This window comes from Pseudarthrobacter sp. P1, from assembly GCF_050156935.1.
Classification (GTDB): Bacteria; Actinomycetota; Actinomycetes; order Actinomycetales; family Micrococcaceae; genus Specibacter.
In genome coordinates, this window is the sequence record NZ_CP189584.1 from 3,153,835 (window position 1) to 3,177,870 (window position 24,036).

Here is a 24,036-nt window from a genome sequence, read left to right on the forward strand (position 1 = left end):
ATGCGAATTCTGATTGCTCCGGACAAGTTCAAAGGCACGTTGACGGCGGCCGAGGCGGCTGCGGCCATGGCCGAGGGCGCGCTGCGCGTCTACCCCGAGGCCGTGGTGACGTCCTTTCCCGTGGCCGACGGCGGCGAGGGCACCCTGGAGGCGGCCGTCGCCTCGGGCTTTGAGGAGCGGGTCAATGCCGTCGTCGGCCCCATCCTGAAGCCGGTGGGCGCGGCCTGGGCCATCAAGGGCACCACGGCGGTGGTGGAGACCGCGCAGGCCAGCGGCTACCTGCTGGCCGAACCCAGCAGCGAGAACTCCCTGCGGGCGCATTCCTACGGCTCCGGCCAGCTCATCCAGGCCGCGCTGAACGCCGGCGCCACCGAGATCATGGTGGGCCTGGGCGGCTCGGCGATGACCGACGGGGGAACCGGCGCCCTGCGCGCGCTGGGCCTGAAGCTGCTGGACGCGGCCGGAAACTTGGTGCCGCTGGGCGGGGGATCGCTGGCGGACGTTGTCTCCATCGACGCTTCCGAGCTGGACCCGCGGCTGGCCAATGCCGCCATCCGGCTGGCCGTGGACGTGGACAATCCGCTGCACGGCCACAATGGGGCGGCGTATGTGTTTGGGCCGCAGAAGGGAGCCACTCCGGCCGATGTGGAGCGCCTCGATGCCGGCCTGAAGCAGTTGGCCACCGTGGTGGCGGCCGCTACCGGCGTGGACATCGACGTCCCCGGCGCCGGTGCGGCCGGCGGCTTCCCCGCACTGTTCCTGGCCTACGCCAACGCCAAAATCGAGCGCGGCTTTGACCTGGTGGCGGAGCTGACGGGTCTGGCCGGCGCGCTGGAGGAGGCGGACCTGGTGATCACCGGCGAGGGCTCGATGGACTCCCAGTCGCTCTCCGGCAAGGCGCCCATTGGCGTGGCCGACGCCGCGCATGCCCGCGGGCTGCCCGTCGTCGTCGTCGCCGGCCGCATTGCCGTCACCGTGGCGGAACTGGCTGCCCACGGCGTGGTGTCCGCCGTCAGCGCCGCCGACGTCGCGCGCTCGCCGGAGGCCGCCATGGCCGAGGCCGCCAAGTACGTCACCCTGGCCACGTCCGAGGCCCTCAACGGCATCTGACCCGCGTTGAGGCGTGGCTCCGCTGCACAACAAGAAGGAGCAGGCGCATGATCTACGAACTCAACCACTTTGGCATCCTGGTCGAAGACATCGAAGCGTCCCTGGACTTCTACCAGAAGTTGGACGCCAAGATCGTCTTCGACCACACCATGGAAGGTCCACAGGTCCGGATCGTCTACCTCCAGCTCGCCGGCGGCATGATCGAACTCATTTTCGTTCCCGGCCCCAGCGAGGGGACCAGGTTTGGCATCGACCATCTGGCGTTCATGACGGAGGACCTGGAAGGCGACTACGAGCGCCTAGTCAGGGCCGGCTGCTCGGAGGACCAAGCCCCGAAGAAGGCCGGAACCGGAAACGGGACGCTGGCGTTCCTGCGGCGTCCCGATGGTGCCCGGTTGGAACTCCTGGAACGGGACGTCGATTTCCGCGTCCCCGATGCCGGGACGGGCCTCGTCGCGGGGTTTGACCACTATGCGTACCGGGTGGATGACCTTGGGGAAGCCCATGCGTTCTTCACCCAGACCATTGGCATGACCCAGCTTGTGGACACGTCGACGGCGGATGGGTCCTTTTACAGCATCGGCGCCGACGTCCTCAGCCTGCGGACCTCGGCGGAGGAGTCCGAGGTCTTTGGGCACTTTGGGCTTCGCGTCGACGACGTCGACCGGGCACTAGCGACGCTCGCCGAACGGGGCGTGCGGCCCAGCGTGCCGGCCGCGGAGCCACCATCCGGCCACGGCCGGAACGCATTCCTCGCCGACCCCGACGGCGCCCGGATCGAACTGCTCGAGCGCTAGTAGCTGGCGGGCGTGCCGCGTCGGGTGGAAGATTCGGGGATGTAGGTGGCGGCCAAGGCTTCGCTGCCCCGGGCCAGGAGCGCGACGTCGGCCCCCACCAGCAGGAAATCGGCGCCGGCCTCGAGATAGCGGCGCGCCGTGGCCTCGGCGAAGGCATTGACCCCCACCGGCTTGCCGGCGGCCTTGACCGCAAGGATGGTCCGCTCGACGGCGGCGACGACATCGGGGTGGTCCTGCTGGCCGAGCAGCCCCATCGAGGCGGCCAGGTCCGAGGGGCCGACGAAGACGGCGTCGATGCCCGCCGTGCCGGCGATGGCCGCGGCGTTCGCCACGGCTTCCACCGATTCGATCTGAACCATCACGGTGACGGTCTCCGAGGCCCGCGCCAGGTAGTCCGGGATGCGGTTCCAGCGGGCGGACCGCGCCAGGGCCGAGCCCACGCCGCGGACCCCCAGCGGCGGGTAGTGCGCCGCGGCCACGGCGGCAGCGGCATCGGACGCCGTGTGGACCATGGGGATCAGCAGCGACTGCACGCCCAGGTCCAGATACTGCTTGATCAACACGGCGTCGTTCACCGGAGGACGGACGACGGCGGTGGCCGGGTACCCGCGGACGGCCTGCAGCTGGGCCAGGATGGATTCGAGCCCGTTGGGGCTGTGCTCGGCGTCGATCAGCAGCCAGTCCAGCCCGGCACCGGCGCAGATCTCGGCCACCAGCGGGCTGGCGGAACAGACCCACATGCCGGCCAGCGGACGGTCCGCCGCGGCCAGGGCGTCCTTGAAGGACGGATCCGGCTCTACTCGAAACGGCATGTGATGGTGCCCAGCTTTCCGTAGTCGGCAAACACCGTATCCCCGGGATTGACCCACATGGGGCGGGTGAAGGAGCCTGCGAGGATGATCTCGCCGGACTTGAGGATGTCCCCGTGCGGGGCGATCTTGTTGGCCAGCCAGTGCACGCCCGCGGCGGGGTGGTTCAGCACGCCGGCGGCGACGCCGGTTTCCTCCACCGTCTGGTTCTTGTAGAGGATGGCCGACACCCAGCGCAGGTCGATGTCCTGCGGCCGGACCGGATTCCCGCCGACCACCATTGCTCCCATCGCGGCGTTGTCGGAGATGGTGTCCACAATGGTGCGGCCCTCCATCTCGATCCGCGAATCCAGGATCTCCAGCGCCGGGGTGACGTATTCTGTGGCGCGCAGGACATCGAACAGCGTGGCGTTGGGGCCGGCGATGTCCTCCTTGAGCAGGAACGCCAGCTCCACCTCGATCCGCGGGTGGGTGTACTGGCTCCACTGCACCGTGGCGCCGTTTTCCAGGACCATGTCGTCGAAGATGATCCCGTAGTCCGGCTCGCTGATGCCCGTGGCGTACTGCATCGCCTTGGACGTCAGGCCGATCTTCCGCCCGGCCAGCCTGCGCCCGGCCGCCTCGCAGCGCTGCCGCCAGAGGTTCTGCACGCGGTAGGAATCCTCCACCGTCATCTGGGGATACCGCGCCGTCAGCCGCTTCACCGGCGTCCGGCTCCGACCCGCCTCCACCAGCTCATCCGCAATGCTTTCAATGGTCTTCTGGTCAAGCATCGTTGTCCTCCTGTGTCGAGTGAGCTGCAGAGGGTGTGCGAGGCATTTTGCCCGCCGCCCGCTTCGCGGGTGCCCGAAGCCACTCCCGCGGGCCAAAATGCCTCGCACCCTCCCCCGCCCTTGGCGAGTGCTAGAGCTGGTTGCCGACCTTGAAGCCGCGCTCCTCGCCCGGCTCCCGGGTGTAGGAGAAACCATCGGCGCCCACGGTGACAGCCATCTCGGAGGAATCCGTGCGCGCCACCACCGGCTGCGGGTTGCCGTCCAGGTCCAGCACCAGGGAGGCCTCGGTGTACCAGCTCGGCACCACCGGGTTGCCCCACCAGTCGCGGCGCTGGTTGTCGTGCACGTCCCAGGTGACGGTGGGGTTGTCCGGGTCGCCGGTGTAGTAGTCCTGTGTGTAGATCTCGATGCGGTGGCCATCCGGGTCCAGGATGTAGAGGTAGAAGGCGTTGGAGACCCCGTGCCGGCCCGGGCCGCGCTCGATCCGGTCCGAGATGCGCAGGGCGCCCATCTTGTCGCAGATCTGGATGATGTTGTGCTTCTCGTGCGTGGCAAAGGCGACGTGGTGCATGCGCGGGCCGTCGCCGCCGGTCAGCGCGGTGTCGTGCACCGTCTGCTTGCGGTGCATCCAGGCGGCGTAGGTGACGCCGTCGGAGTCCTTGATGTCCTCCGAGACGCGGAAGCCCAGGTCCTCCAGGTAGGCGCGGCCCTTGGGAACGTCGGGGGTGACCTGGTTGAAGTGGTCCAGGCGGACCAGCTCGCCGGCGTTGTAGAGGTCGTAGCGGCGGGTCAGGCGCTCCACGTGCTCGGTCTCGTAGAAGAACTCGTAGGGGAAGCCCAGCGGGTCCTCCACCCGGACGGTGTCGCCAATGCCCTTGCTGAATCCACCCTTGCGGCGCTCGGTGCGGCAGCCCAGTTCCTGGTAGTAGGCCTCGGCGGCGTCCACCTCGGCGGGGGACTTTACCCGGTAGGCGAAGGCGGCGACGGCGGCAATGGGGCCCTTGCGCAGCACCAGGTTGTGGTGGATGAACTCCTCCAGGGAGCGCAGGTAGATGGCGTTCTCATCCTCTTCGGTGACGTGCAGGCCCAGCACGTCCACGTAGAACTCGCGGGATTTGGCCAGGTCTGTGACCACCAGGTCCATGTAGGCGCAGCGGACGATGTCCGGTGCCGGAACGGTGGGGGTGGGGAGGAAGTTGGTCATGGTGGGGTTCTCCTTCAACGTTGAAGTGATGCCTAGTGGGTGGCGGAGGCGCCGAATTTGGGGGTGTGCACGGTGCCCAGGGTGATGTGGACGGCCTGCTGGTCGGTGTAGAAATCAATGGAGCGGTAGCCGCCCTCGTGGCCCAGGCCGGAGGCCTTGACGCCGCCGAAGGGCGTGCGCAGGTCGCGGACGTTGTGGCTGTTAAGCCACACCATGCCGGCCTCCACGTCCTGGGCGAAGGTGTGCGCCCGGGTCAGGTCCTGGGTCCAGATGTAGGCGGCCAGGCCGTACTTGACGCCGTTGGCCAGGGCGAGGGCCTCCTCGTCCGAGTCGAAGGGGGTGATAGCGACGACGGGGCCGAAGATCTCCTCCTGGAAGATCCGCGCGTCGGGCTTCACATCGGCAAACACGGTGGGGGCGACATAGTTGCCGGTCTCCAGCCCCTCCGGGCGCCCGCCGCCGGCCAGCAGCCGGCCCTCGCTCTTGCCGATCTCCACGTAGGACATCACCTTGTCGTAGTGCTCCGGGTGGACCAGCGCACCCACCTCGGTGGCCGGATCGTGCGGATCGCCGACAATGATGTTCTTCGCCCGGGCGGCGTACTTCTCGCAGAAGTCGTCGTAGATGCCGCGCTCCACCAGGATCCGGGAGCCGGCGGTGCAGCGTTCGCCGTTGAGCGAGAACACCCCGAACAGGGCCGAATCGATGGCGGCGTCCACATCGGCGTCGGCGAAGACCACGCAGGGGCTCTTGCCGCCGAGCTCCATGGACAGGCCCTTGAGGTGGGCGGCGGCATTGCGGAAGATGGTCTGCCCCGTGGTGGTTTCGCCGGTGAAGGAGATCAGCGGCACGTCGGGGTGCTTGACGAGGGCGTCGCCGGCCTCCTCGCCCAGGCCGTTGACCAGGTTGAAGACGCCGTCGGGCAGGCCGGCCTCCTTGAAGATGGTGGCCCAGAGGGAGGCGGAGAGCGGGGTGAACTCGGCGGGCTTGAGCACCACCGTGTTGCCGGTGGCCAGCGCCGGGGCCAGCTTCCAGGACTCCAGCATGAACGGGGTGTTCCACGGTGTGATCAGACCGGCGACGCCGATCGGCTTGCGGTTGACGTAATTGATCTGGGCGCCGGGGACCTTCATGGCGTCGTCGAACTGGGCCACGATCAGGTCCGCGAAGAAGCGGAAGTTCTCCGCCGCGCGCAGCGCCTGGCCGCGGGCCTGGGTGATCGGCAGGCCGGAATCGAAGGTTTCCAGTTCTGCCAGCCGCGCCTCCTGGGCCTCGACGGCGTCGGCGATCCGGTTCAGCACCCGGGCGCGTTCGCGCGGCTTCATCCGCGGCCAGGGGCCGTTGGTGAACGCTTCGCGGGCGGCGGCGACGGCGAGGTCGATGTCCTCTTTCTGGCCGGCGGCGGCGGTGGCGTAGTTGGTGTTGGAGACCGGGTCCAGCACGTCGAAGGTCCTGCCACTGACGGAATCGACAAACTCGCCGTTGATGTAGTGCTGGATCCGGGTGGGGAGGTTTTCGGGAATGTAATGCTCAGCCATGGAAGAAGTCCTTTGCATCGAAAGCGGAAGGGGTAGGGAAGAAGGTGTCTAGTTGAGTCCGGACAGGGAGGCCGGGGCGTCGTGGCGGCTATGCGCCAGATAGGCGTCCAGCGTGGCGGCGCGATGGGCGCGGGCCGCGCGTTCTATCGTCTCGGCGGGGGCGTGGTTTTCCAGCAGCACCAGCAGCGCCTCGTGTTCGGCCACCGACTCCCTGGCCCGGCCGGGCACATAGGAGAAGGTGGAGGAGCGCAAGGCCTTGAGCCGGTTCCAGCCGCGGTGCACCAGGTCCAGGATGTGCGGGTTGGGGCAGCTTTCGAAGAGCACGCTGTGGAACGCCGCGTTGAGTTCGGTGAACCGGACGGGGTCGAAGTCCACCAGGCATTCGCGCATCCGGGTGTTGATGGCCCGGGCCCGCGCGATGTCGGCCGCGCCGATCAACGGGGCAGACAGCGCCGTCGCGGCACCCTCCACAATGCTCAAGGTCTGCATGGTGTACAGGTACTCGGTAGGGTCGATGCCCGCCACGGTGGCGCCCACATTGCGCTCGAAGGTGACAAAGCTTTCGGCCTCCAGCCGGCGGATGGCCTCGCGGACCGGCACCACGCTGAAGCCCAGGTCATCGGCCAATTTGGCCAGCACCAGGCGGTAGCCGGGGGAGTAGTCCCCGTTGAGGATCTTGTCCTTGATGGCCGCGTAGGCCTGCTCGGACTTGCTGGCGGCGCCTTGGACGCTCATGGCCGGGCTTCTTCCGCAGAGTCGTTTGCGTAGTCGGGCAGCGGGTGGGTGGTGGCCCACTCCCTGTACTTCTCGGCCCAGGCGGCGTTCATCGGGTAGAGCCCGTCCACGCTGTGCCCGGCGGCCACCATCTGCGCGATATACGTTTCCTCGTGCTCCTGGGCGATGGAATCGTTGGCGAGCTCGTCCGCCATGGCCGGCGGAAGAACCAAGATGCCGTCGGCGTCGGCCACGATGATGTCCCCGGGCTGGACGGTGGCGCCGCCGCAGGCGATGGTCAGGTCCACATCCCAGGGGATGTGGCGCCGGCCCAGCACGGCGGGGTGGGCGTTGGCGAAGTAGGTGGGCATCTCCAGGCGGGCGACGGCGGTGAGGTCGCGGACGCCGCCGTCGGTGATGATCGCCGCCGCACCCTTGACCTGGGCGCGCAGGGCGAGGATGTCGCCCACGGTGCCGGTGCCCTTTTCGCCGCGGGCCTCCATTACCAGGATCTCGCCCTCGTTCAGCGAGTCGATGGCGCGCTTTTGGGCGTTGAAGCCGCCGCCGTGGGTCTTGAAGAGGTCCTCGCGGTTGGGTACATAGCGCAGGGTGCGGGCCAGGCCCACCACGGAGCGGTCCGGACGGGTGGACTGCAGGCCGTCGATGCTGACGTTGTCCAGGCCGCGCTTGCGCAGCTGGGCGCTCAGCGTGGCGGTGGCGACGCCGGCCAGCTTGGCCTTCAGGGCAGGGTCCAGGGTGCCGTCGGCGGCCAGCCACGGTGCCTGCGGCTCAGCGGCGTCCAGGGCGCCGTTGTTCAGGGCACCTGCGGCGCGTGCAACGTCCGCGGAACCGTAGGCGTCCACGACGTCGGCCTCGGTGGAGCGGGGGACGTTGCCGAACTCCGCCATCTCGATGGTGCCCTGCGTGACGGTGGTCCGCAGCCGCCCGGTGGACAGGCCCGCGGCCGGCGAATCCACCTCGACCTCGACGACGTCGCCGGGGACGGCCACCGAGGATCCGGCCGGGGTGCCGGTGAGGATGACATCGCCGGGCTCAAGGGTCATCAGCTGGGACAGGTCCGCAATGATCTGGGCGAACGGGAAGATCAGCCCCCCGGTGGTGTCTTCCTGGACCAGCGCGCCGTTGATCCAGGTCCGCACGCGCAGGGCGTCCGGGGCCACCTGGGCGGCGGGGATCAGGGCCGGGCCCAGCGGGGTGAAGCCGTCGCCGCCCTTGGAGCGGACGTTGGAGCCCTTGTCCGCGTACTTGAGGTCGTAGACGCCCAGATCGTTGCTGGCGGTCACGAAGCCCACATGGGCCCAGGCGTCCTCGGGGCTGACCTGGCGGGCGGCGGTGCCGATCACCAGGGCCACCTCGCCCTCGAAGGCCAGCAGCTCGCAGCCGGCCGGCCGTTCCACCGTGCCGCCGCTCAGGCTCAGGGAGGAGGAGGGCTTGAGGAAGTAGGAGGGCAGGGCGGGCGTGCGGCCGCGCTGGTCGGCCCGGCTCCGGTAGGCCACATGGACGGCCAGGACCTTGCCGGCGGCACCGATGGTGCCTTCATCAACCTGTTGCATGCGTCTCTCCTGAATCACGTACGAAATCGTATACGATCAGTATGTGAGCTGAAGCACGGGCTGTCAAGCGGCCCCTTCAAGTCCGTTGAGATGGACGTTCTTTTCGTTTGAAACGCTCCGAAACCGAAAGAACGTCCATTTCAACTGCGGGCGCAGGACCGGCCGGAGGGCCCTGCGCGCAATGACAACGTCCCCTCGCTCCCGTCCCAGCCGTGGACTCCGGTGCGCGGGAAGAATAGGGTGATCCCAACGTTGGAGAACGCCCATGAGCCTGAAAATTGCCGCCGTCCGACCGGTGCCCACCCCGCCGGATGCCGCCGTGCTGGCCTTGCGCGCCGCGGTCCTTCCCGCCGCCAAGAATCCGGTCCGGCTGCATCCACGGCTGGCCGCCGTTGCGGCCGCGGCGGGTATTGCGGCCCATGGTGCCATGGCGTTTTCGATGGCCTCGTCTCCGCCGATGGTTGCCCTGACGCTGCTGATGGCCGCGGCCTGCACGCCGTGCGCGCTGTCCCTGTGGCGCGGTGGGGGAGTGGGGCCCGCCCGGATGCTGGTGGGCATGTCCCTGGCCATGGTGCTGGTCCACGGGGCCATCCTGCTGGGCGTCTTTTCCGGCGCCCTGGGGCATTCCGGGGGACACGGGGCCATGGCGCCGCTGGCCACAAGTGCGGCCGGGGCCATGGGCGCCGCCGGCAGCATGGCGGACGCGACACTGGCCGTGCTGCTCTGCGACTATCTGGCGGCGATGCTGGCCGCCACCTGGCTGTTCCGGCTGGGCCGGGCCTCACGGCTGGCCGCCGCCGCAGCCTGAACAGCCAGTCGGCAAGACCCGCCGGAGGCCTCGCTCTCGGCGTTTTCCCTCGCCGGGGGTCCAATGGTCATTCACCGGGTCAAATGCACCACCTGTCCTGGCCCGTTCGCGCAGGAGAACCTCATGGTTCTCGGGTTTGGCCACCAGTTCGCGGACGTGGTGTCCGCCGAATCCGAGCCGCATGGCAGCTGAGTCTCGGGCCGCGTCTTCAACTTCACCGGCTCGCGGGGGCGTCCATCCCGATGGAGTTCCACGGTGCGCCCCACCAACAGGAACCAGTGTCCACTTGGCGCTGTCACGGGGCTTCATCCAGCCCCGTCCCGCGGCCCCGGGGCCGCGGGACGGGGTGGTGTCAGCGCAGGCGTTCGCGGACCATTCCGGAGGCCCCTCGCTTGCGTGGAGTTCAGAGATGCTTTGCGGCCACGGGCTGCCGTGCGCCGGCCCCGTCGGAGGCTGGCTGGCTGGCGGGTGGCGTGGTGTTCTCTGCCTCGGCGGGCGGTGCGGTCTTCAGCTTGAACCACTTCCCCATGATGCTTTCGCCGCCGCGGCCGCTGCGGTTCTTGTTGAAGATGTCGAATGCGACGGCCAGGAGGAGCACCAGGCCCTTGATGAGCTGCTGGTAGTCGGTGCCCAGTCCAAGGATGGACATGCCGTTGTTGAGCACACCCATGATCAGGCCGCCGATCATGGCGCCGGCAACGGTGCCGATGCCGCCCTGGACGGCCGCGCCGCCAATGAAGGCCGCAGCGATGGAGTCCAGTTCGAATCCGGTTCCGCCCGCGGGCTGGGCCGAGTTCAGGCGTGCCGTGAACACGAGGCCGGCCAGAGCGGCAAGCACGCCCATGTTGACGAACAGCCGGAACGTGACGGCCTTGGTCTTGATGCCGGACAGCTCGGCAGCGTGCAGATTGCCGCCGATTGCGTAGGTGTGCCGGCCGAACACGCTGTTGTTCATAAGCGCCGTGTAGACGATCACGAGGACGGCGAGCACAATCAGGACGATCGGCGTGCCCCGGTAGCTGGCCAGGAGAAAAGTGACAATCAGCATGAGCAGGGCAATGAACGTGGTCTTGGTGGCGAACCAGGCCATCGGTTCGTTCTCGAGGTCGAACTTCTGGCGGAGCCGGCGTTCCTTGACCGCCTGGACCAGCAGGGCAACGGTTGCGCCTACGCCGAGGATGACCGTGAGCCATTCCAGCACTGAGGTGCCGCCGGTGATATCGGGCAGGAAGCCGCCGCCCAGCGCGCGCAGTTCGGCGGGGAACGGGGTGATCTGCTGGTTCTTGAGCGTGATCAGGGTCAGGCCGCGGAAGATCAGCATGCCGGCCAGGGTCACGATGAAGGCGGGAATGCCAACGTAGGCGATCCAATATCCCTGCCACGCGCCGACGAGGGCGCCGACGAGCAGGCAGGCCGGGATGGCGGCCCACCAGGGCCAGCCCCAGTGCACAATCATGACGCCGGCGACCGCGCCGATGAATCCGGCGACGGAGCCTACGGACAGGTCGATGTGACCGGCGATGATGACCATCACCATGCCGATGGCCAGGATCAGGATGTAGCTGTTCTGGACCACGAGGTTGGTGACGTTCTGCGGCTCCAGCAGGATTCCCCCGGTGAGCACCTGGAAGAGCAGGACGATCAGGATCAGGGCGACGAAGATGCCAACCTGCCGGAGGCGGCTTGTCAGGAAGCCAAGGGATTCTCGTAGGGCGGACATGTTCGCTATTCCTTCTCTTTGGTCATGTAGTGCATGAGGGTTTCCTGGGATGCTTCGGCGATGGGAACTTCCCCGGTGATATGGCCGGCGGACAGGGTGTAGATCCTGTCGCAGATGCCCAGGAGCTCGGGCAGTTCGGAGGAGATGACGATGACGGCTTTTCCTTCGGCTGCGAGCTTGGCGATGATGGTGTAGATCTCGAACTTGGCGCCGACGTCGATGCCGCGGGTGGGTTCATCGAGAATGAGCACGTCCGGATCGGAGAACATCCACTTGCTCAAAACCACTTTCTGCTGGTTTCCGCCCGAGAGCTTGCCCGTGATGGCTGCCACCGAGGGCGCCTTGATGTTCATGCTCGTCCGGTAGCCGTTGGCCACGGTGGTTTCTTCGTTCTTGTCCACCCAGCCGCGCTTGACGAGCTTTCGGAGCGCCGCCATGGAGACGTTGCGTTTGATGTCCTCGATGAGGTTCAGCCCGTAGAGCTTTCGGTCCTCCGTTGCATACGCAATGCCGTGCTTGATGGCGGCGGAAACGGTGGAGGTGTTGATTTCCTGCCCATACTTGAAGACTTTCCCGGAGACAGCGTGGCCGTAGGTGCGTCCGAAGACGCTCATGGCCAGTTCCGTCCTGCCGGCTCCCATGAGGCCGGCCAGCCCGACGACTTCGCCCTTGCGCACGTTCAGGCTCGCGTTGTGGACCACGGTCCGGGTGTGGTCCTGGGGGTGCCGCACCGACCAGTCCTCGATCCGCAGGACCTCCTCGCCGATCCGTGGCTCCCGGTCCGGATACAGGCTCTCCAGGTCCCGGCCCACCATGCCGCGGATGATGCGTTCCTGGGTGATCTGGCCTTCGTCCAGGCGGAGGGTCTCGATGGTCTTGCCGTCGCGGATGATGGTGACGGCGTCCGCGACCTTGCGGATTTCGTTGAGTTTATGACTGATGATGATGCTGGTGACGCCCTGGTCCTTGAGATGGAGAATCAGGTCCAGCAGATGGCCGGAATCCTCGTCGTTGAGCGCGGCGGTGGGTTCATCCAGGATGAGCAGCTTGACCTCTTTGGAGAGTGCCTTGGCAATTTCAACCAGCTGCTGTTTGCCCACGCTGATGTGCTGGACGGGGGTGGTGGGGTTTTCGCCCAAGCCAACCCGTGCCAGCAGTTTGCTTGCTTCGAGGTTGGTCTTGCGCCAGTCCACCCAGCCGTTTTTGGCCTGCTCGTTGCCGAGGTAGATGTTCTCGGCGATGGACAGGTACGGGCTCAGTGCCAGTTCCTGGTGGATGATGACAATGCCGCGCTTCTCACTGTCGGTAATGCTGGAGAAGTTGCACGGTTCGTTTTCGAAGAGGATCTCCCCGTCGAAGGAGCTGTGCGGATAGACGCCGGACAGCACTTTCATGAGGGTGGATTTTCCTGCCCCGTTTTCACCGCAAATGGCATGCACCTCGCCGCGGTTTACGTCCAGAGTGACGTCCTGGAGAGCCTTCACGCCCGGGAAGGTCTTGGTGATTCCTCGCATTTGAAGAATGGGTGTGTTCATCGTCAATTCCCACTGGCTGGTCGAAACTGGGCCGTCCTGCGGCTGCAGGGGCCTGCGCTGCGGTTGTGGCCGGGCGGGGCCCGGCCACAACCGCGCGGCTTGGCTACTTGACCTCGGCGTCGGAGTAGTACCCCGAGTCGATGAGTTCCTTCTTGTAGTTGTCCTTGGTGATGATCACGGACTTGAGCAGGTACGCCGGAACGACCTTGACCTTGTTGTCGTACGTCTTGGAGTCATTGACCTCAGGCTCCTGGCCCTTCAGCACGGCGTCGACCATTTTCACGGCCTGGGCACCCAGCTGGCGGGTGTCCTTGAAGATGGTGGAGTACTGCTCGCCGGTGATGATGGACTTCACCGAGCCCTTCTCGGCATCCTGGCCCGTCACGACGGGCAGGCTTCCCTTGGCATAGCCGCCGGTGCTGGTCAGGGCCGAGATGATGCCGATGGACAGACCGTCGTAGGGGGAGAGGACGCCGTCGAGCTTCGTGCCGGAGCTGTATGCCGCGGTGAGGATGTCTTCCATGCGCTTCTGGGCAACGGGAGCCTGCCAGCGAAGGATGGCCGCCTGATCGAACTTGGTCTGGCCGCTGGGAACCTTGAGGGTTCCGGCATCCAGGAACGGCTTAAGGGTGTCCATGGCACCGGTCCAGAAGAAGTTGGCGTTGTTGTCATCAGGGCTGCCCGCAAAGAGTTCCACGTTGAACGGACCCTTGCCGTCCACCTTCTTGCCGCTTGCGTCAAGAAGGCCCAAGCCGGTCAGCAGCGAGGTGGCCTGCTGGACGCCCACAGTGTAGTTGTCGAACGTTGTGTAGAAGTCCACGTTGGGCGTGCCGTTGATGAGGCGGTCGTAGGCAATGACCTTGACGTTCTGCTCCTTCGCCTTGGCGAGGACGTCGGTAAGAGTGGTGCCGTCGATCGCCGCGATGATCAGGGCCTTGGCGCCCTTGGTCAGCATGTTTTCGATCTGGGCAACCTGCGTGGGGATGTCGTCATTGGCGAACTGCAGGTCAGTCTTGTAGCCAAGCTTCGTCACGGAATCGGAAACGTTCTTGCCGTCCGCGATCCACCGTTCCGAGGTCTGGGTGGGCATCGAGATGCCCACGAGGGAACCCGCGGTATCGGCGCTGGCCGCCGGGGTGGCTGCCCCGCCCCGGCTGCCGCAGCCGGTGGCTCCGGCGGTGATTGCCAGGACGACGGCGAACGCGCCCAGAAGTTTCTTGAATCTCACGTTGATCTCCTTCCGCGGACAGCGCGGTCCGCGAACTGATGCCGGTTTGAGTAGCAACTGCGCTAGTCGATGGTCCAGCATTATGTAGGTCCGGTTAGCCAGTTCTCGACGAGCTAAACGATGCCCGAATGTGTTAGCGCTAACAAGTTTGTCAGTTAGCAAGCTAGCACCAGCCGGAGTTGTGAGTCAAGTCACACGATTTGATGAGGTCACGATGCCGTCGCGGCTGGCCCTAGGATGTTGGACAACACAATGCTCCGGGCTGAAAGGTGACTCACATGGGGAACGTTAGCGATAGACGCCCACCGCGCCTGGAGGACGTCGCCTCGCATGCCGGCGTCTCGCACCAGACTGTCTCCCGGGTGGTCAACAATCAACCCAACGTCAGCAAGGCCACCCGGGAACGGGTGGAGGCCGCGATTGCCGAGCTCGGCTACCGGCGCAATACTGCTGCCCGGTCCTTGGTGACGCGGCGTTCCCAGGTCATCGGCGTTCTTGGGACCGAGCTCGCCCAGTACGGCCCGGCGAACACGCTGCTTGGCGTGCAGCAGGCCGCCCGCGAATCGGGATACTTTGTCAGCATCGCGGCCCTGAAGGAGTCTGGATCCGACTCCATTGCGGATGCCGTCCGCTACTTCACGGACCAGGGGGCCGACGGGATCATCGTGATCGTGCCTCATGGCGGAACGGTCCAGACCCTGGAAGGCCTGGGCCTAGATGTGCCAGTGGTTGTGGTGGGGGCCGGGGGCCACGGTCGCTTCAGCGGGGCCATGGTGGACCAGAAGCGGGGGGCGCGGCTGGCCGTGGCCCACCTGATCGGCCAGGGCCACCGTCGGATCGGCCACATTTCCGGTCCCCGGGACTGGATTGACGCCGAAGCCAGGGCCGAGGGTTGGCGCGAGGAATTGGCGGCGGCGGGCCTGGCCGACGACCTTTTGCTCGAAGGCGACTGGAGCGCCGGCAGTGGCTACCGGATGGGCCGGAAAATTGCCGCCGACCGCACGGCCACTGCGGTGTTTGTGGGCAATGACCAGATGGCGCTTGGGCTGTTGCGCGCCTTCAGCGAGGCGGGCGTCCGGGTGCCCCAGGACGTGTCGCTGGTTGGCTTCGATGACCAGCCGGAGGCGGCGTACTTCACCCCTCCGCTCACCACCGTGAGGCAGGACTTCGAGGAGCTCGGGAGGCGCTGCATGGACGTGATGCGGACCCAGGTTGAGGACGGTGCGGCCAGCAGCATCACCGTGGTCGATCCCGTGCTTGTCCTCCGGGCCAGCACCTCGCCCCTTCCCTAAGTACGGGACTCAGGGCCGCCGATCGCTGGCTCCGCGCGTCATGGATGGCCCAGGTGGCATCCTTGACAGGAGTGTTGTTAGCGCTCACAATTAACCCAGCCCGCAGAGCAGCGGGCACGTTATTGGAGGACTTTCATGGACGCCACAGCAGACGGCAGAGAAAACCTTGTAATCGGGGTGGACTACGGCACCCTTTCCGGCCGCGCCGTAGTGGTGCGCGTCCGGGACGGCAAGGAACTCGGCAGCGCCGTCTTTGACTACCCGCACGCCGTGGTGACAGGTGCCCTTCCGGCGGATACGGCAGGCGGGGATGCCGTCCGGCTGCCGGGGGACTGGGCGTTGCAGGTGCCCAACGACTACCGGGATGTCCTCCGGCACGCGGTGCCCTCGGCGATCGCCGACGCCGGGATCGACGCCTCAGCCGTCGTCGGCATCGCCACCGACTTCACGGCCTGCACCATGGTTCCGGTCCTGGCCGACGGTACGCCGTTGAACGAGCTGGAGGAATTCGCCAACCGGCCGCACGCCTATGTGAAGCTCTGGCGGCACCACGCCGCCCAGCCGCAGGCGGACCGCATCAACGCACTTGCCCGTGAACGCGGGGAGGCCTGGCTGCCGCGCTACGGCGGCCTCATTTCCTCCGAATGGGAATTCGCCAAGGGCCTGCAGCTGCTCGAGGAGGACCCGGACGCGTACGCCGCGATGGACCACTGGGTGGAAGCCGCCGATTGGATCGTCTGGCAGCTCTGCGGCACCTACGTCCGCAACGCATGCACCGCCGGCTACAAGGGCATCTACCAGAACGGAAAGTACCCCTCGGAGGACTTCCTGGCCGACCTGAACCCGCAGTTCAAGAATTTCGTGTCAACCAAGCTGGAGCACGCCATCGGGCGCCTGGGCGATGCCGCCGGCTACCTGACCGCCGAGGCCGCCGCCTGGACCGGGCTGCCCGAGGGCATCGCCGTCGCCGTCGGCAATGTCGACGCCCACGTCACCGCCCCGGCTGCCAAGGCGGTGGAGCCGGGCCAGCTTGTGGCGATCATGGGCACCTCCACCTGCCACGTCATGAACGGTGATGTGCTGCGCGAAGTTCCGGGCATGTGCGGCGTTGTCGACGGCGGCATCGTGGACGGGCTCTGGGGCTACGAGGCCGGCCAGTCCGGCGTGGGGGACATCTTCGGCTGGTTCACCGGCAACTGCGTCCCGCCCGAATACCACGAGGCCGCGGCCGGCCAGGGCCTGGGCATCCACGAGCACCTCACGGAGCTCGCCGCCCGCCAGGCCATCGGTGAGCACGGCCTGATCGCCTTGGACTGGCACTCCGGCAACCGCTCGGTCCTGGTGGACCACGAGCTGTCCGGCATCGTCGTCGGGCAGACCCTGGCCACCAGGCCGGAGGACACCTACCGGGCCCTGCTCGAAGCCACGGCGTTCGGCACCCGGACCATCGTGGACGCCTTCCGGGACTCCGGCGTTCCGGTGAAGGAGTTCATCGTGGCCGGCGGGCTGCTGAAGAACCCGCTCCTGATGCAGATCTACGCGGACGTCACCGGGCTGCAGTTGTCCACCATCGGCTCCACCCAGGGCCCGGCGCTCGGCTCGGCCATCCACGCCGCCGTTGCGGCGGGAAACTACCCGGACATCAGGGCCGCGGCGGCCGCCATGGGGCCGGAACCGGGAGCCGTCTACACGCCCATTCCGGACAACGTTGCAGCCTACGAGGAACTCTTCCGGGAATACCGGACGCTCCACGACTACTTCGGCAGGGGAGCGAACGAGGTCATGCACCGGCTCAAGGCCATCCAACGGAACGCCACCAGGGCGCTCCTCACGTCCGGAGTCCCCGCATGAGCGCGCTGCTGGACGCCATTGCACGCATCCGCAGCGAAGTGTGCGGGCTGCATGCCGAACTGACCCGCTATGGGCTGGTGGTCTGGACGGCGGGAAACGTCTCCGCGAGGATCCCCGGGTACGACCTGATGGCCATCAAACCCTCCGGGGTCTCCTACGATGACCTGACCCCCGACCTGATGGTGGTCACGGACCTCTTCGGCACCCCGGTGACGGGGATTTCCGCCGATGCCGACGGTGCCGCGGCCACGTGGGAAAACCCTGGACTGGCGCCGTCCTCGGACACCGACGCCCACGCCTACGTGTACCGGCACATGCCCGAGGTGGGCGGTGTTGTCCACACGCACTCGACGTACGCCACGGCCTGGGCCGCCCGCGGGGAATCCATTCCCTGCGTGCTGACCATGATGGGGGACGAATTTGGCGGCGAAATCCCGGTGGGGCCGTTCGCCCTGATCGGCGACGACTCGATCGGCCGCGGCATCGTGGCAACGCTGCAGGGCTCGCACTCCCCGGCCGTGCTGATGCAGAACCACGGGCCGTTCACCATCGGCAAGGACGCCCGAAGCGCGGTCAAGGCCGCGGTGATGTGCGAGGAAGTGGCGCGGACCGTGCACGTTGCCCGCCAGCTCGGCGAACCGGTGCCCATGGATCCGGACCTGGTCGCTGCTCTGTACGACCGCTACCAAAACGTCTACGGCCAATAGACCGCCCGAAATTCCCCCGAAATTCCAGGAGCAAACCAATGCCAAACGCCCACAACACCTCGCTCGAACGCTACGAGGTCTGGTTCCTCACCGGCAGCCAGGCCCTCTACGGTGAGGACGTCCTCAAGCAGGTCGCCGCGCAGTCACAGGAGATTGCCAACCAGCTCAACGAGTCCGCCGACGTCCCCGTCACGATCGTTTGGAAACCGGTGCTGGCCGATGCGGAGTCGATTCGGCGCACGGCGCTGGAGGCCAACGCCGCCGACAATGTCATTGGCGTGACGGCCTGGATGCACACGTTTTCGCCGGCGAAGATGTGGATCCAGGGTCTGGACCTGCTGCGCAAGCCGCTGCTGCACCTGCACACCCAGGCAAACGTGGAGCTGCCGTGGGAGGACATCGACTTCGATTTCATGAACCTCAACCAGGCGGCCCACGGCGACCGCGAGTTCGGCTACATCCAGACCCGCCTGGGCATTCCGCGCAAGACGGTGGTGGGGCATGTGTCCAACCCGGAGGTCTCCCGCCAAGTGGGTGTCTGGCAGCGCGCGGCGGCAGGCTGGGCCGCCGTGCGCACCCTGAAGCTCACCCGGTTCGGTGACAACATGCGCAACGTCGCCGTCACCGAGGGGGACAAGACCGAAGCGGAGCTGCGCTTCGGCGTCTCGGTGAACACCTGGTCCGTCAACGAGCTCGCCGACGCCGTGCACGGCGCCGCCGAGCCCGCCGTCGAGGCACTGGTGGCCGAGTACGAGCGGCTCTACGAGGTCGCCCCGGAACTTCGCGCCGGCGGCCCCCGCCACGAGTCCCTCCGCTACAGTGCCCGGATCGAACTGGGGCTGCGCGGCTTCCTTGAGGCCAACGGATCCGCCGCGTTCACCACCTCCTTCGAGGACCTGGGCACGCTGCGCCAGCTCCCCGGCATGGCCGTCCAGCGGTTGATGGCCGATGGCTACGGCTTCGGGGCCGAGGGCGACTGGAAGACGGCGATCCTGGTCCGCGCCGCGAAGGTCATGGGCGCCGGACTGCCCGGCGGCGCCTCGCTCATGGAGGACTACACCTACCACCTCACCCCCGGCCAGGAGAAGATCCTCGGCGCGCACATGCTCGAGGTCTGCCCCTCCCTGACCGCCACCAAACCGCGCGTCGAAATCCACCCGCTGGGCATCGGCGGCAAGGAAGACCCGGTCCGGATGGTCTTCGACACCGACGCCGGCCCGGGCGTGGTGGTGGCCCTGTCCGACATGCGCGACCGCTTCCGCCTCGTCGCGAACGCCGTCGACGTCGTGGACCTCGACGAGCCGCTGCCGAACCTGCCCGTGGCGCGCGCGCTCTGGTCGCCCAGGCCCGACTTCGCGACCTCCGCGGCGGCCTGGCTGACCGCCGGTGCGGCGCACCACACCGTGCTCACTACGGCCGTAGGCATGGACGTGTTCGAAGACTTTGCCGAGATCGCCCGCACCGAGCTGCTGGCCATCGACGAAGGTACCACCATCAAGGCGTTCAAGAAGGAATTGGCCTGGAACGCGGCCTATTACAGGCTGGCCGGCGGCCTGTGAACGGGAACGACTAAGGGATCCGGGCGGCGGGCACGACGTCGCCACGGAGCGGGCGGGTGCCCGCCGCCAGCTGCGCCGCAGGGGCCGGGACCTGATCGTCCCGGCCCCGGCCCCGGCAGCCTGGCACACACCCGCCCGGACGTGTTCGGTGATCCTGGGAACCTGGGCGCCGGCAGTTCCGCCCCGAACGGGGATGCCGAGGCGGTGCTGGAATCCGCCGACCCGGCCGGCGTCGACCCGCACGTGGCCCGGAAACTGCTGGCCGGGCAGCGGCCCCGGCCCCAGCTGCTGCTGCACGCCCTGCTGGACTGCGTCCGCCTCGCCACCCGCACCGGCACCCTGGCCGACAACGGGGGCCTGCGCCCGCACCGACACCCTCCCGGACAACGGGGGCCTGCGCCCGCAACTGTTCATCACCGTGACCCTGGCCGAGCTCGCCGCCGGTCCCGGCAGCGCCGCCGTCCCGCACAGCGGCCCGATCCCGGCCGCCGCGATCCGCACGGCGGCCTGCGACGCCGGGATCATCCCGGCCGTGCTCGGCGCGGAGGGCGAGATCCTGGACGTGGGCCGGTCCCAGCGCCTCGTCCCGCCCCACATCCGCAGGGCGCTGCTCATCCGGGACCGGGGCTGCGCGTTCCCGGGCTGCGACCGGCCCCCGCAGTGGACCGACGCGCACCACATCGTCTACCGGTCCCAGGGCGGGGACACCTCGGTGGAGAACTGCGTGCTGCTGTGTTCCTACCACCACCACCTCATCCACCACACCGGCTGGGCGGTCGAGTCCGTGCACGGCATCCCCTGGTTCACCCCGCCCCCATCCATCGACCCGCTCCGCCGGCCCCTGCGCAACGGGTACCACCACGCCGGGGCACCGCCGGGATGACGGACACCACCGCCGCCGGGCGCGGGAGGCCCCGGTCCCCAGCCGCTCCCACGGCTCGCAAGCTCGCTGCGGTCCCCTCGCGGCAGTGGGCCCCTCGCTCGACCACCGACCGGACAGGCGGCATCCGGTCTCGACCAGCTCGACCAGCGTGCCCGGTTGAGCGGAGCTCAGAGAGACGGCAAGGTTCCCTGGCCGAGCGAAGCGAGGTTAGGGAACCTTGCGAACGGGAACCGAAATCCGGTGGGCCGGCCGCGTCCTCGGGTTCCGCCGTCGGCCTGGGTTGGCCCCCCGGGCGGGCCCCCCGTGGCACGCGAAAGGGCGGGAGTCGGCGTGTGCCAACTCCCGCCCTGACGTGCTCGACGATCGAGGGTCTCGACGGGCTCGACCATCGGGACCGCCGTGGGCCCGACCAGCGGTGATGCTAGCTGCAGCAGCTGGCGCCGTCGGGCTCCGCTGAGGCGCCGTGGCGCTTGGCCGCGCCGTCGGGCAGGTCCAGGGCCGGGTTGCGGTCCAGGAAGCCGTTGGGCTTGAGCATGAAGCCCGAGTAGTCCACCGGCATGACGGGCCAGTCCTCGGTGCGCGGCACGTGGGTGGGGCCAAAGACGTGCCAGAGCACGACGTCGGTGTTCTCCAGGCTGCGGTCCGCCTGCGTCCACTTCGCCAGCCCGTCGCCGGTGTGCTGGTTGGGGTAGTCGCCGGCGGGGAAGCGCTCGGCCGGGTCGAACGGCGTCACCCACAGGTGCTTGGTGGCGAACGCCGCCCGGGAGGCCACCGAGGAGCCCGGCTGGGCCATCAGTGCCGGCCCCGGCTGCGGGATCAGGTGGTACGACGTCGGCTGGCCGACGTGGTTGAGCCGGTTCGGGTTGGTCACGTACCAGGACCGGCCCACGCTGGTGTCGGCCATCCGGGCGGCCTCGGACTCGCGCAGCAGCGGGGTCTTTTGGTACGTGAAGGCGTTGCCGTAGGGGTTTTCCGGACCCATCGCGATGCCCACCATCTCGGCCTCTTCGACGGTGTTGGCGTTGCCGTCCACGGCCATGTCCAGCCGGGCGCAGAACAGGTGCTGGTGCACCGGGGCGATGAGGCCGGGGGACACCTCCGGTGCGTGCCGGTTGGGCACGCCGGGGATGGTGGCGCCGGCGAAGACGATGCCGGTGGCCTTCGCCTCGACCTGGATGGTGCCGTCCAGGTAGAAGTACCAGAAGAAGCCGTAGTCGTAGTTGCCGATGGTGGAGAAGTAGGAGATCACCAGCCGGCGCGAGCGCCGGACGACGGACTCCTGCCCCGGTTCGGTGTGCTTCCAGAGGATGCCGTAGTCCTCCTCGTGCATGCAGATGGCCTGCGGGATCTCCACGGGGTGGCCGTGGTCGTCGGCCACGAAGCCGTCGAAGTAGTGGATCACACCCAGGCAGTCGCAGCCCAGCTTCAGGGAGTTCGCGTTCTTGCCCAGCAGGTACTCGCCGGCGTCGAAGTAGCTGATCCAGAAGCGGGTGTTGGAGGTGTCCCCGTACGGAACCACCATTTCCGGCACCGACGCGCGGTAGAGCACCGAGCGGTCCTCGTCGCCGTCGCGGAAGGTGACGTTGTTGAGCACCAGCCCTTCCTTGGCGTTGAAGCCCACGCGCAGCTTCCAGTTCTCCCAGGTCACGTGGTTGCCGTCCACCTGGAAGCTGGGTCCCTCGGGCTGGGTGATCTCGATCGGCTTGAGCGTGGTGCGAGCCGGGCCGGTGAACTCGGGGGTGTAGTTGCCCTCTGCGGCCGGAACCGGCACGTCGCCGTCGTCGTCGACCCTGATCACGCGCTTTTCGGTGAGGTCGATGTGGACAATGAGCCCCTCCACCGGGTGGGCCCACGGGCTGTCCTCGGCAAAGTTGCGCATGAAGGTCAGCGAGCGGATGACGCGCCGGCCCACCTCGTCCTCGCGGCCGAAGGAGCCCGGCGCCAGGGGTGCGGCGAAGGCGTTTTCCAGGTCGGTCAGGCCGCGGCGGGCCATCGCGGCCTGCCACTGCGGGTCCGCCTTGACGATCTCGGCGGCCAGATCGTATTCCTCGAAGAGGTACTGCGGCTGGCCGTAGGGACTGGTCCGGTTGTCCAGCGGCGTCCAGGAGAGCAGCTTGGCCTCCGTCACCGAGACCACTGCCTCGGCGGCGTCGCCGGTGGCGGTGTCCAGCACGGTCAGAATGACGCGGCGGTCGAAGGCGTCGCCGGGCCGGTAGGCCAGCATGGCGGCCTTGTCCGGCTCCACCGGGAGCACCTGCGGGAAGCGGCTGGTGGGCACCAGCCTGCCGGCATCGGCCAGGACGGCCCGGGCCGCGGAGATTTCCGCCGGGCCCAGCGGGTCCAGCGGGTGGGGCGCGGGCGCCGGCCTGGCGGCGGCCACGGTGCGCAGCGGAATCAGCGGCAGTTCATGGTGAATGGTCATTGTCCGTCTACTCTCCGTAGTGCATCCAGACGCCCTTGACCTCGGTGTAGGCGTCGATGGAATAGGGTCCCATTTCGCGGCCCCAGCCGCTGGACTTGAAGCCGCCCCAGGGGGCCGCCATGTCCGGGATGGGGGGCATGTTGATGAAGATGGCGCCGGCACGGATGCCGTTGGCCAGCCGGTTGGCGGCCGTGAGGTCCTTGGTCCAGATGGTGGCGGCCAGGCCGTAGTCGGTGGCGTTGGCCCGGTTGATCAGCTCCTGCAGCTCGTCGTCGTCGTCGTACGAGAGCACGGACAGGACCGGGCCGAAGATCTCGTCGGTGGCGATGGTCATGGTGTCCTTAACGCCGGCAAAGACGGTGGGCTCGAAGAAGTAGCCCTTGTCCATGGCGCGCGCGCCACCGGTGATGAGCTCGGCGCCCTGCGGCACACCGGTGGCCACCAGCCGCTCCACATGCGCGAGGTGCTCGGCGGAGACCAGCGGGCCCAGCTGGGTGGTCGCGTCCAGGCCGGAGCCCAGGGTCAGGCCCGCCATGCCGGCGGCCATCTTCTCGACGAATTCGTCCTCGCGCTTCTTGTTGACATAGAAGCGGGAGTAGGCGGCGCAGACCTGGCCGGAGTTGAGCGTGCCGCCGGCAATGTTGCCCCCGACGGCGGCGTTGATGTCCGCGTCGGCGGCGATGATGGAGGGGTTCTTGCCGCCGAGTTCCAGCGTGACGCGCTTGAGGTTGCCGGCCGAGGCCCGCACGATGGACTTTCCGACGGCGGTGGAGCCGGTGAAGGAGACCTTGTCCACGCCGGGGTGTTCCACCAGGGCCGCGCCCGTGGAGCCGTCGCCGGTGGCCAGGTTGATGACGCCGCGCGGGAAGCCGGCCTCGGCGGCCAGCTCCACCAGCCGGATGGCGGTCAGCGGGGTCTGCTCGGCGGGCTTGATGACCACCGTGTTGCCCGTGGCCAGGGCCGGGGCAAGCTTCCAGGCCAGGATCATCAGCGGGAAGTTCCACGGCGTGATCAGGGCGCAGACGCCGATCGGTTCGCGGCGGGTGTACTGCAATGTGTTGGGGAAGGAGATGGGGGACGTGGTGCCCTCGATCTTGGTGACCCAGCCGGCGTAGTAGCGGAAGTGCTCGGCGGCGCCTTGGACGGAGACGGCACGCGAGACGCCGATCGGCTGGCCCTGGTCGCGGGTCTCCAGCTCGGCCAGTTCCTCAGCGTGAGCGCCGATCAGGTCCGCCAGGCGGAACAGGAGCGCGGCGCGCTGGACCGGCAGGAGGTCCCGCCAGGCCGGGTTGTTGAAGGCGGCGCGGGCGGAATTGACGGCGTCGTCGACGTCGGACTTGCCGGCGAAGGCGACCTCGGCCAGCACCTCTTCGGTGGCCGGGTTGAGCGTGGCGATCGACCCACCGGTGGCCTCAACCCACTCACCATCAATAAACAGCTTCGTTGCCATGTCGGATCTCCTCGTCGGGCGGAAGGTGGCGGGCGTCCACTTCTCCGGCGCCCTTTATCCGA

The 24,036-nt window shown here is 67.8% G+C and carries 19 protein-coding genes; 8 read left to right on the forward strand and 11 right to left on the reverse strand.

The genetic code is table 11. The annotated features are described in order from the left end of the window. Window positions 1–1,110: a glycerate kinase gene (locus ACQCSX_RS14900; RefSeq protein WP_427016057.1), complete on the forward strand. Its 1,110-nt coding sequence runs from the start codon at window positions 1–3 to the stop codon at window positions 1,108–1,110. Window positions 1,111–1,157: 47 nt separating this feature from the next. Then, a complete protein-coding gene (locus ACQCSX_RS14905; protein ID WP_427016058.1) occupies window positions 1,158–1,907 on the forward strand; it encodes a VOC family protein in 750 nt (249 codons plus the stop codon). On the opposite strand, the gene ACQCSX_RS14910 is transcribed toward ACQCSX_RS14905, so the two are convergent. The 6 genes from ACQCSX_RS14910 to ACQCSX_RS14935 all read right to left on the reverse strand — a co-directional run bounded on the left by ACQCSX_RS14910 (window position 1,904) and on the right by ACQCSX_RS14935 (window position 8,519). Then, on the reverse strand, window positions 1,904–2,719 hold the full coding sequence (locus ACQCSX_RS14910; protein ID WP_427016059.1) for an aldolase/citrate lyase family protein: 816 nt from the start codon (window positions 2,717–2,719) through the stop codon (window positions 1,904–1,906). The two genes, ACQCSX_RS14905 and ACQCSX_RS14910, sit on opposite strands and share 4 nt — an antisense overlap. Beyond that, window positions 2,704–3,489, reverse strand: a complete 786-nt coding sequence (gene hpaH, locus ACQCSX_RS14915) for a 2-oxo-hept-4-ene-1,7-dioate hydratase (protein ID WP_427016060.1) — start codon at window positions 3,487–3,489, stop codon at window positions 2,704–2,706. The genes ACQCSX_RS14910 and hpaH overlap by 16 nt, the downstream gene beginning before the upstream one ends. 130 nt (window positions 3,490–3,619) lie before the next feature. Continuing rightward, window positions 3,620–4,693, reverse strand: a complete 1,074-nt coding sequence (gene hpaD, locus ACQCSX_RS14920) for a 3,4-dihydroxyphenylacetate 2,3-dioxygenase (RefSeq protein WP_427016061.1) — start codon at window positions 4,691–4,693, stop codon at window positions 3,620–3,622. A gap of 32 nt (window positions 4,694–4,725) precedes the next feature. Next, window positions 4,726–6,231: a 5-carboxymethyl-2-hydroxymuconate semialdehyde dehydrogenase gene (hpaE, locus tag ACQCSX_RS14925; protein WP_427016062.1), complete on the reverse strand. Its 1,506-nt coding sequence runs from the start codon at window positions 6,229–6,231 to the stop codon at window positions 4,726–4,728. Between the two features lie 48 nt (window positions 6,232–6,279). Further along, window positions 6,280–6,966, reverse strand: coding sequence for a GntR family transcriptional regulator (locus ACQCSX_RS14930; protein ID WP_427016063.1), 687 nt, complete (start codon window positions 6,964–6,966; stop codon window positions 6,280–6,282). Continuing rightward, the gene (locus ACQCSX_RS14935) at window positions 6,963–8,519 is read right to left on the reverse strand and encodes a fumarylacetoacetate hydrolase family protein (RefSeq protein ID WP_427016064.1); all 1,557 of its coding nucleotides are present in this window, start codon (window positions 8,517–8,519) and stop codon (window positions 6,963–6,965) included. Before ACQCSX_RS14935 ends, ACQCSX_RS14930 begins: the two co-directional genes overlap by 4 nt. A gap of 265 nt (window positions 8,520–8,784) precedes the next feature. Here ACQCSX_RS14935 and ACQCSX_RS14940 point away from each other — a divergent pair, with 265 nt between their 5' ends. Then, complete coding sequence (locus ACQCSX_RS14940; RefSeq protein WP_427016065.1) at window positions 8,785–9,327, forward strand: hypothetical protein; 543 nt, start codon at window positions 8,785–8,787, stop codon at window positions 9,325–9,327. A gap of 403 nt (window positions 9,328–9,730) precedes the next feature. On the opposite strand, the gene mmsB is transcribed toward ACQCSX_RS14940, so the two are convergent. From mmsB to chvE, 3 genes are all read right to left on the reverse strand, one after another. Beyond that, on the reverse strand, window positions 9,731–11,047 hold the full coding sequence (mmsB, locus tag ACQCSX_RS14945) for a multiple monosaccharide ABC transporter permease (RefSeq protein WP_427016066.1): 1,317 nt from the start codon (window positions 11,045–11,047) through the stop codon (window positions 9,731–9,733). Between the two features lie 5 nt (window positions 11,048–11,052). Then, complete coding sequence (gene mmsA, locus ACQCSX_RS14950) at window positions 11,053–12,582, reverse strand: multiple monosaccharide ABC transporter ATP-binding protein (protein ID WP_427016067.1); 1,530 nt, start codon at window positions 12,580–12,582, stop codon at window positions 11,053–11,055. Window positions 12,583–12,685: 103 nt separating this feature from the next. Then, complete coding sequence (chvE, locus tag ACQCSX_RS14955; protein ID WP_427016068.1) at window positions 12,686–13,810, reverse strand: multiple monosaccharide ABC transporter substrate-binding protein; 1,125 nt, start codon at window positions 13,808–13,810, stop codon at window positions 12,686–12,688. A 278-nt stretch (window positions 13,811–14,088) separates the two neighbouring features. Between chvE and ACQCSX_RS14960 the strand changes: the two genes are divergently transcribed. The 5 genes from ACQCSX_RS14960 to ACQCSX_RS14980 all read left to right on the forward strand — a co-directional run bounded on the left by ACQCSX_RS14960 (window position 14,089) and on the right by ACQCSX_RS14980 (window position 20,102). Next, window positions 14,089–15,102 (forward strand): LacI family DNA-binding transcriptional regulator, encoded by a 1,014-nt coding sequence (locus ACQCSX_RS14960; RefSeq protein ID WP_427016069.1) that lies wholly within the window; start codon window positions 14,089–14,091, stop codon window positions 15,100–15,102. A 135-nt stretch (window positions 15,103–15,237) separates the two neighbouring features. Further along, window positions 15,238–16,953: a ribulokinase gene (gene araB, locus ACQCSX_RS14965; protein WP_427016070.1), complete on the forward strand. Its 1,716-nt coding sequence runs from the start codon at window positions 15,238–15,240 to the stop codon at window positions 16,951–16,953. Next, window positions 16,950–17,660: an L-ribulose-5-phosphate 4-epimerase gene (locus tag ACQCSX_RS14970; protein ID WP_427016071.1), complete on the forward strand. Its 711-nt coding sequence runs from the start codon at window positions 16,950–16,952 to the stop codon at window positions 17,658–17,660. Before araB ends, ACQCSX_RS14970 begins: the two co-directional genes overlap by 4 nt. A gap of 38 nt (window positions 17,661–17,698) precedes the next feature. Continuing rightward, window positions 17,699–19,219, forward strand: a complete 1,521-nt coding sequence (araA, locus tag ACQCSX_RS14975; protein WP_427016072.1) for an L-arabinose isomerase — start codon at window positions 17,699–17,701, stop codon at window positions 19,217–19,219. A gap of 193 nt (window positions 19,220–19,412) precedes the next feature. Next, a complete protein-coding gene (locus ACQCSX_RS14980; protein WP_427016073.1) occupies window positions 19,413–20,102 on the forward strand; it encodes a DUF222 domain-containing protein in 690 nt (229 codons plus the stop codon). Between the two features lie 421 nt (window positions 20,103–20,523). Here ACQCSX_RS14980 and ACQCSX_RS14985 read toward each other — a convergent pair whose 3' ends face one another. Then, window positions 20,524–22,524, reverse strand: a complete 2,001-nt coding sequence (locus tag ACQCSX_RS14985; RefSeq protein WP_427016074.1) for a primary-amine oxidase — start codon at window positions 22,522–22,524, stop codon at window positions 20,524–20,526. A 7-nt stretch (window positions 22,525–22,531) separates the two neighbouring features. Further along, window positions 22,532–23,974, reverse strand: a complete 1,443-nt coding sequence (locus tag ACQCSX_RS14990) for an aldehyde dehydrogenase family protein (protein ID WP_427016075.1) — start codon at window positions 23,972–23,974, stop codon at window positions 22,532–22,534. Window positions 23,975–24,036: the final 62 nt, after the last annotated feature.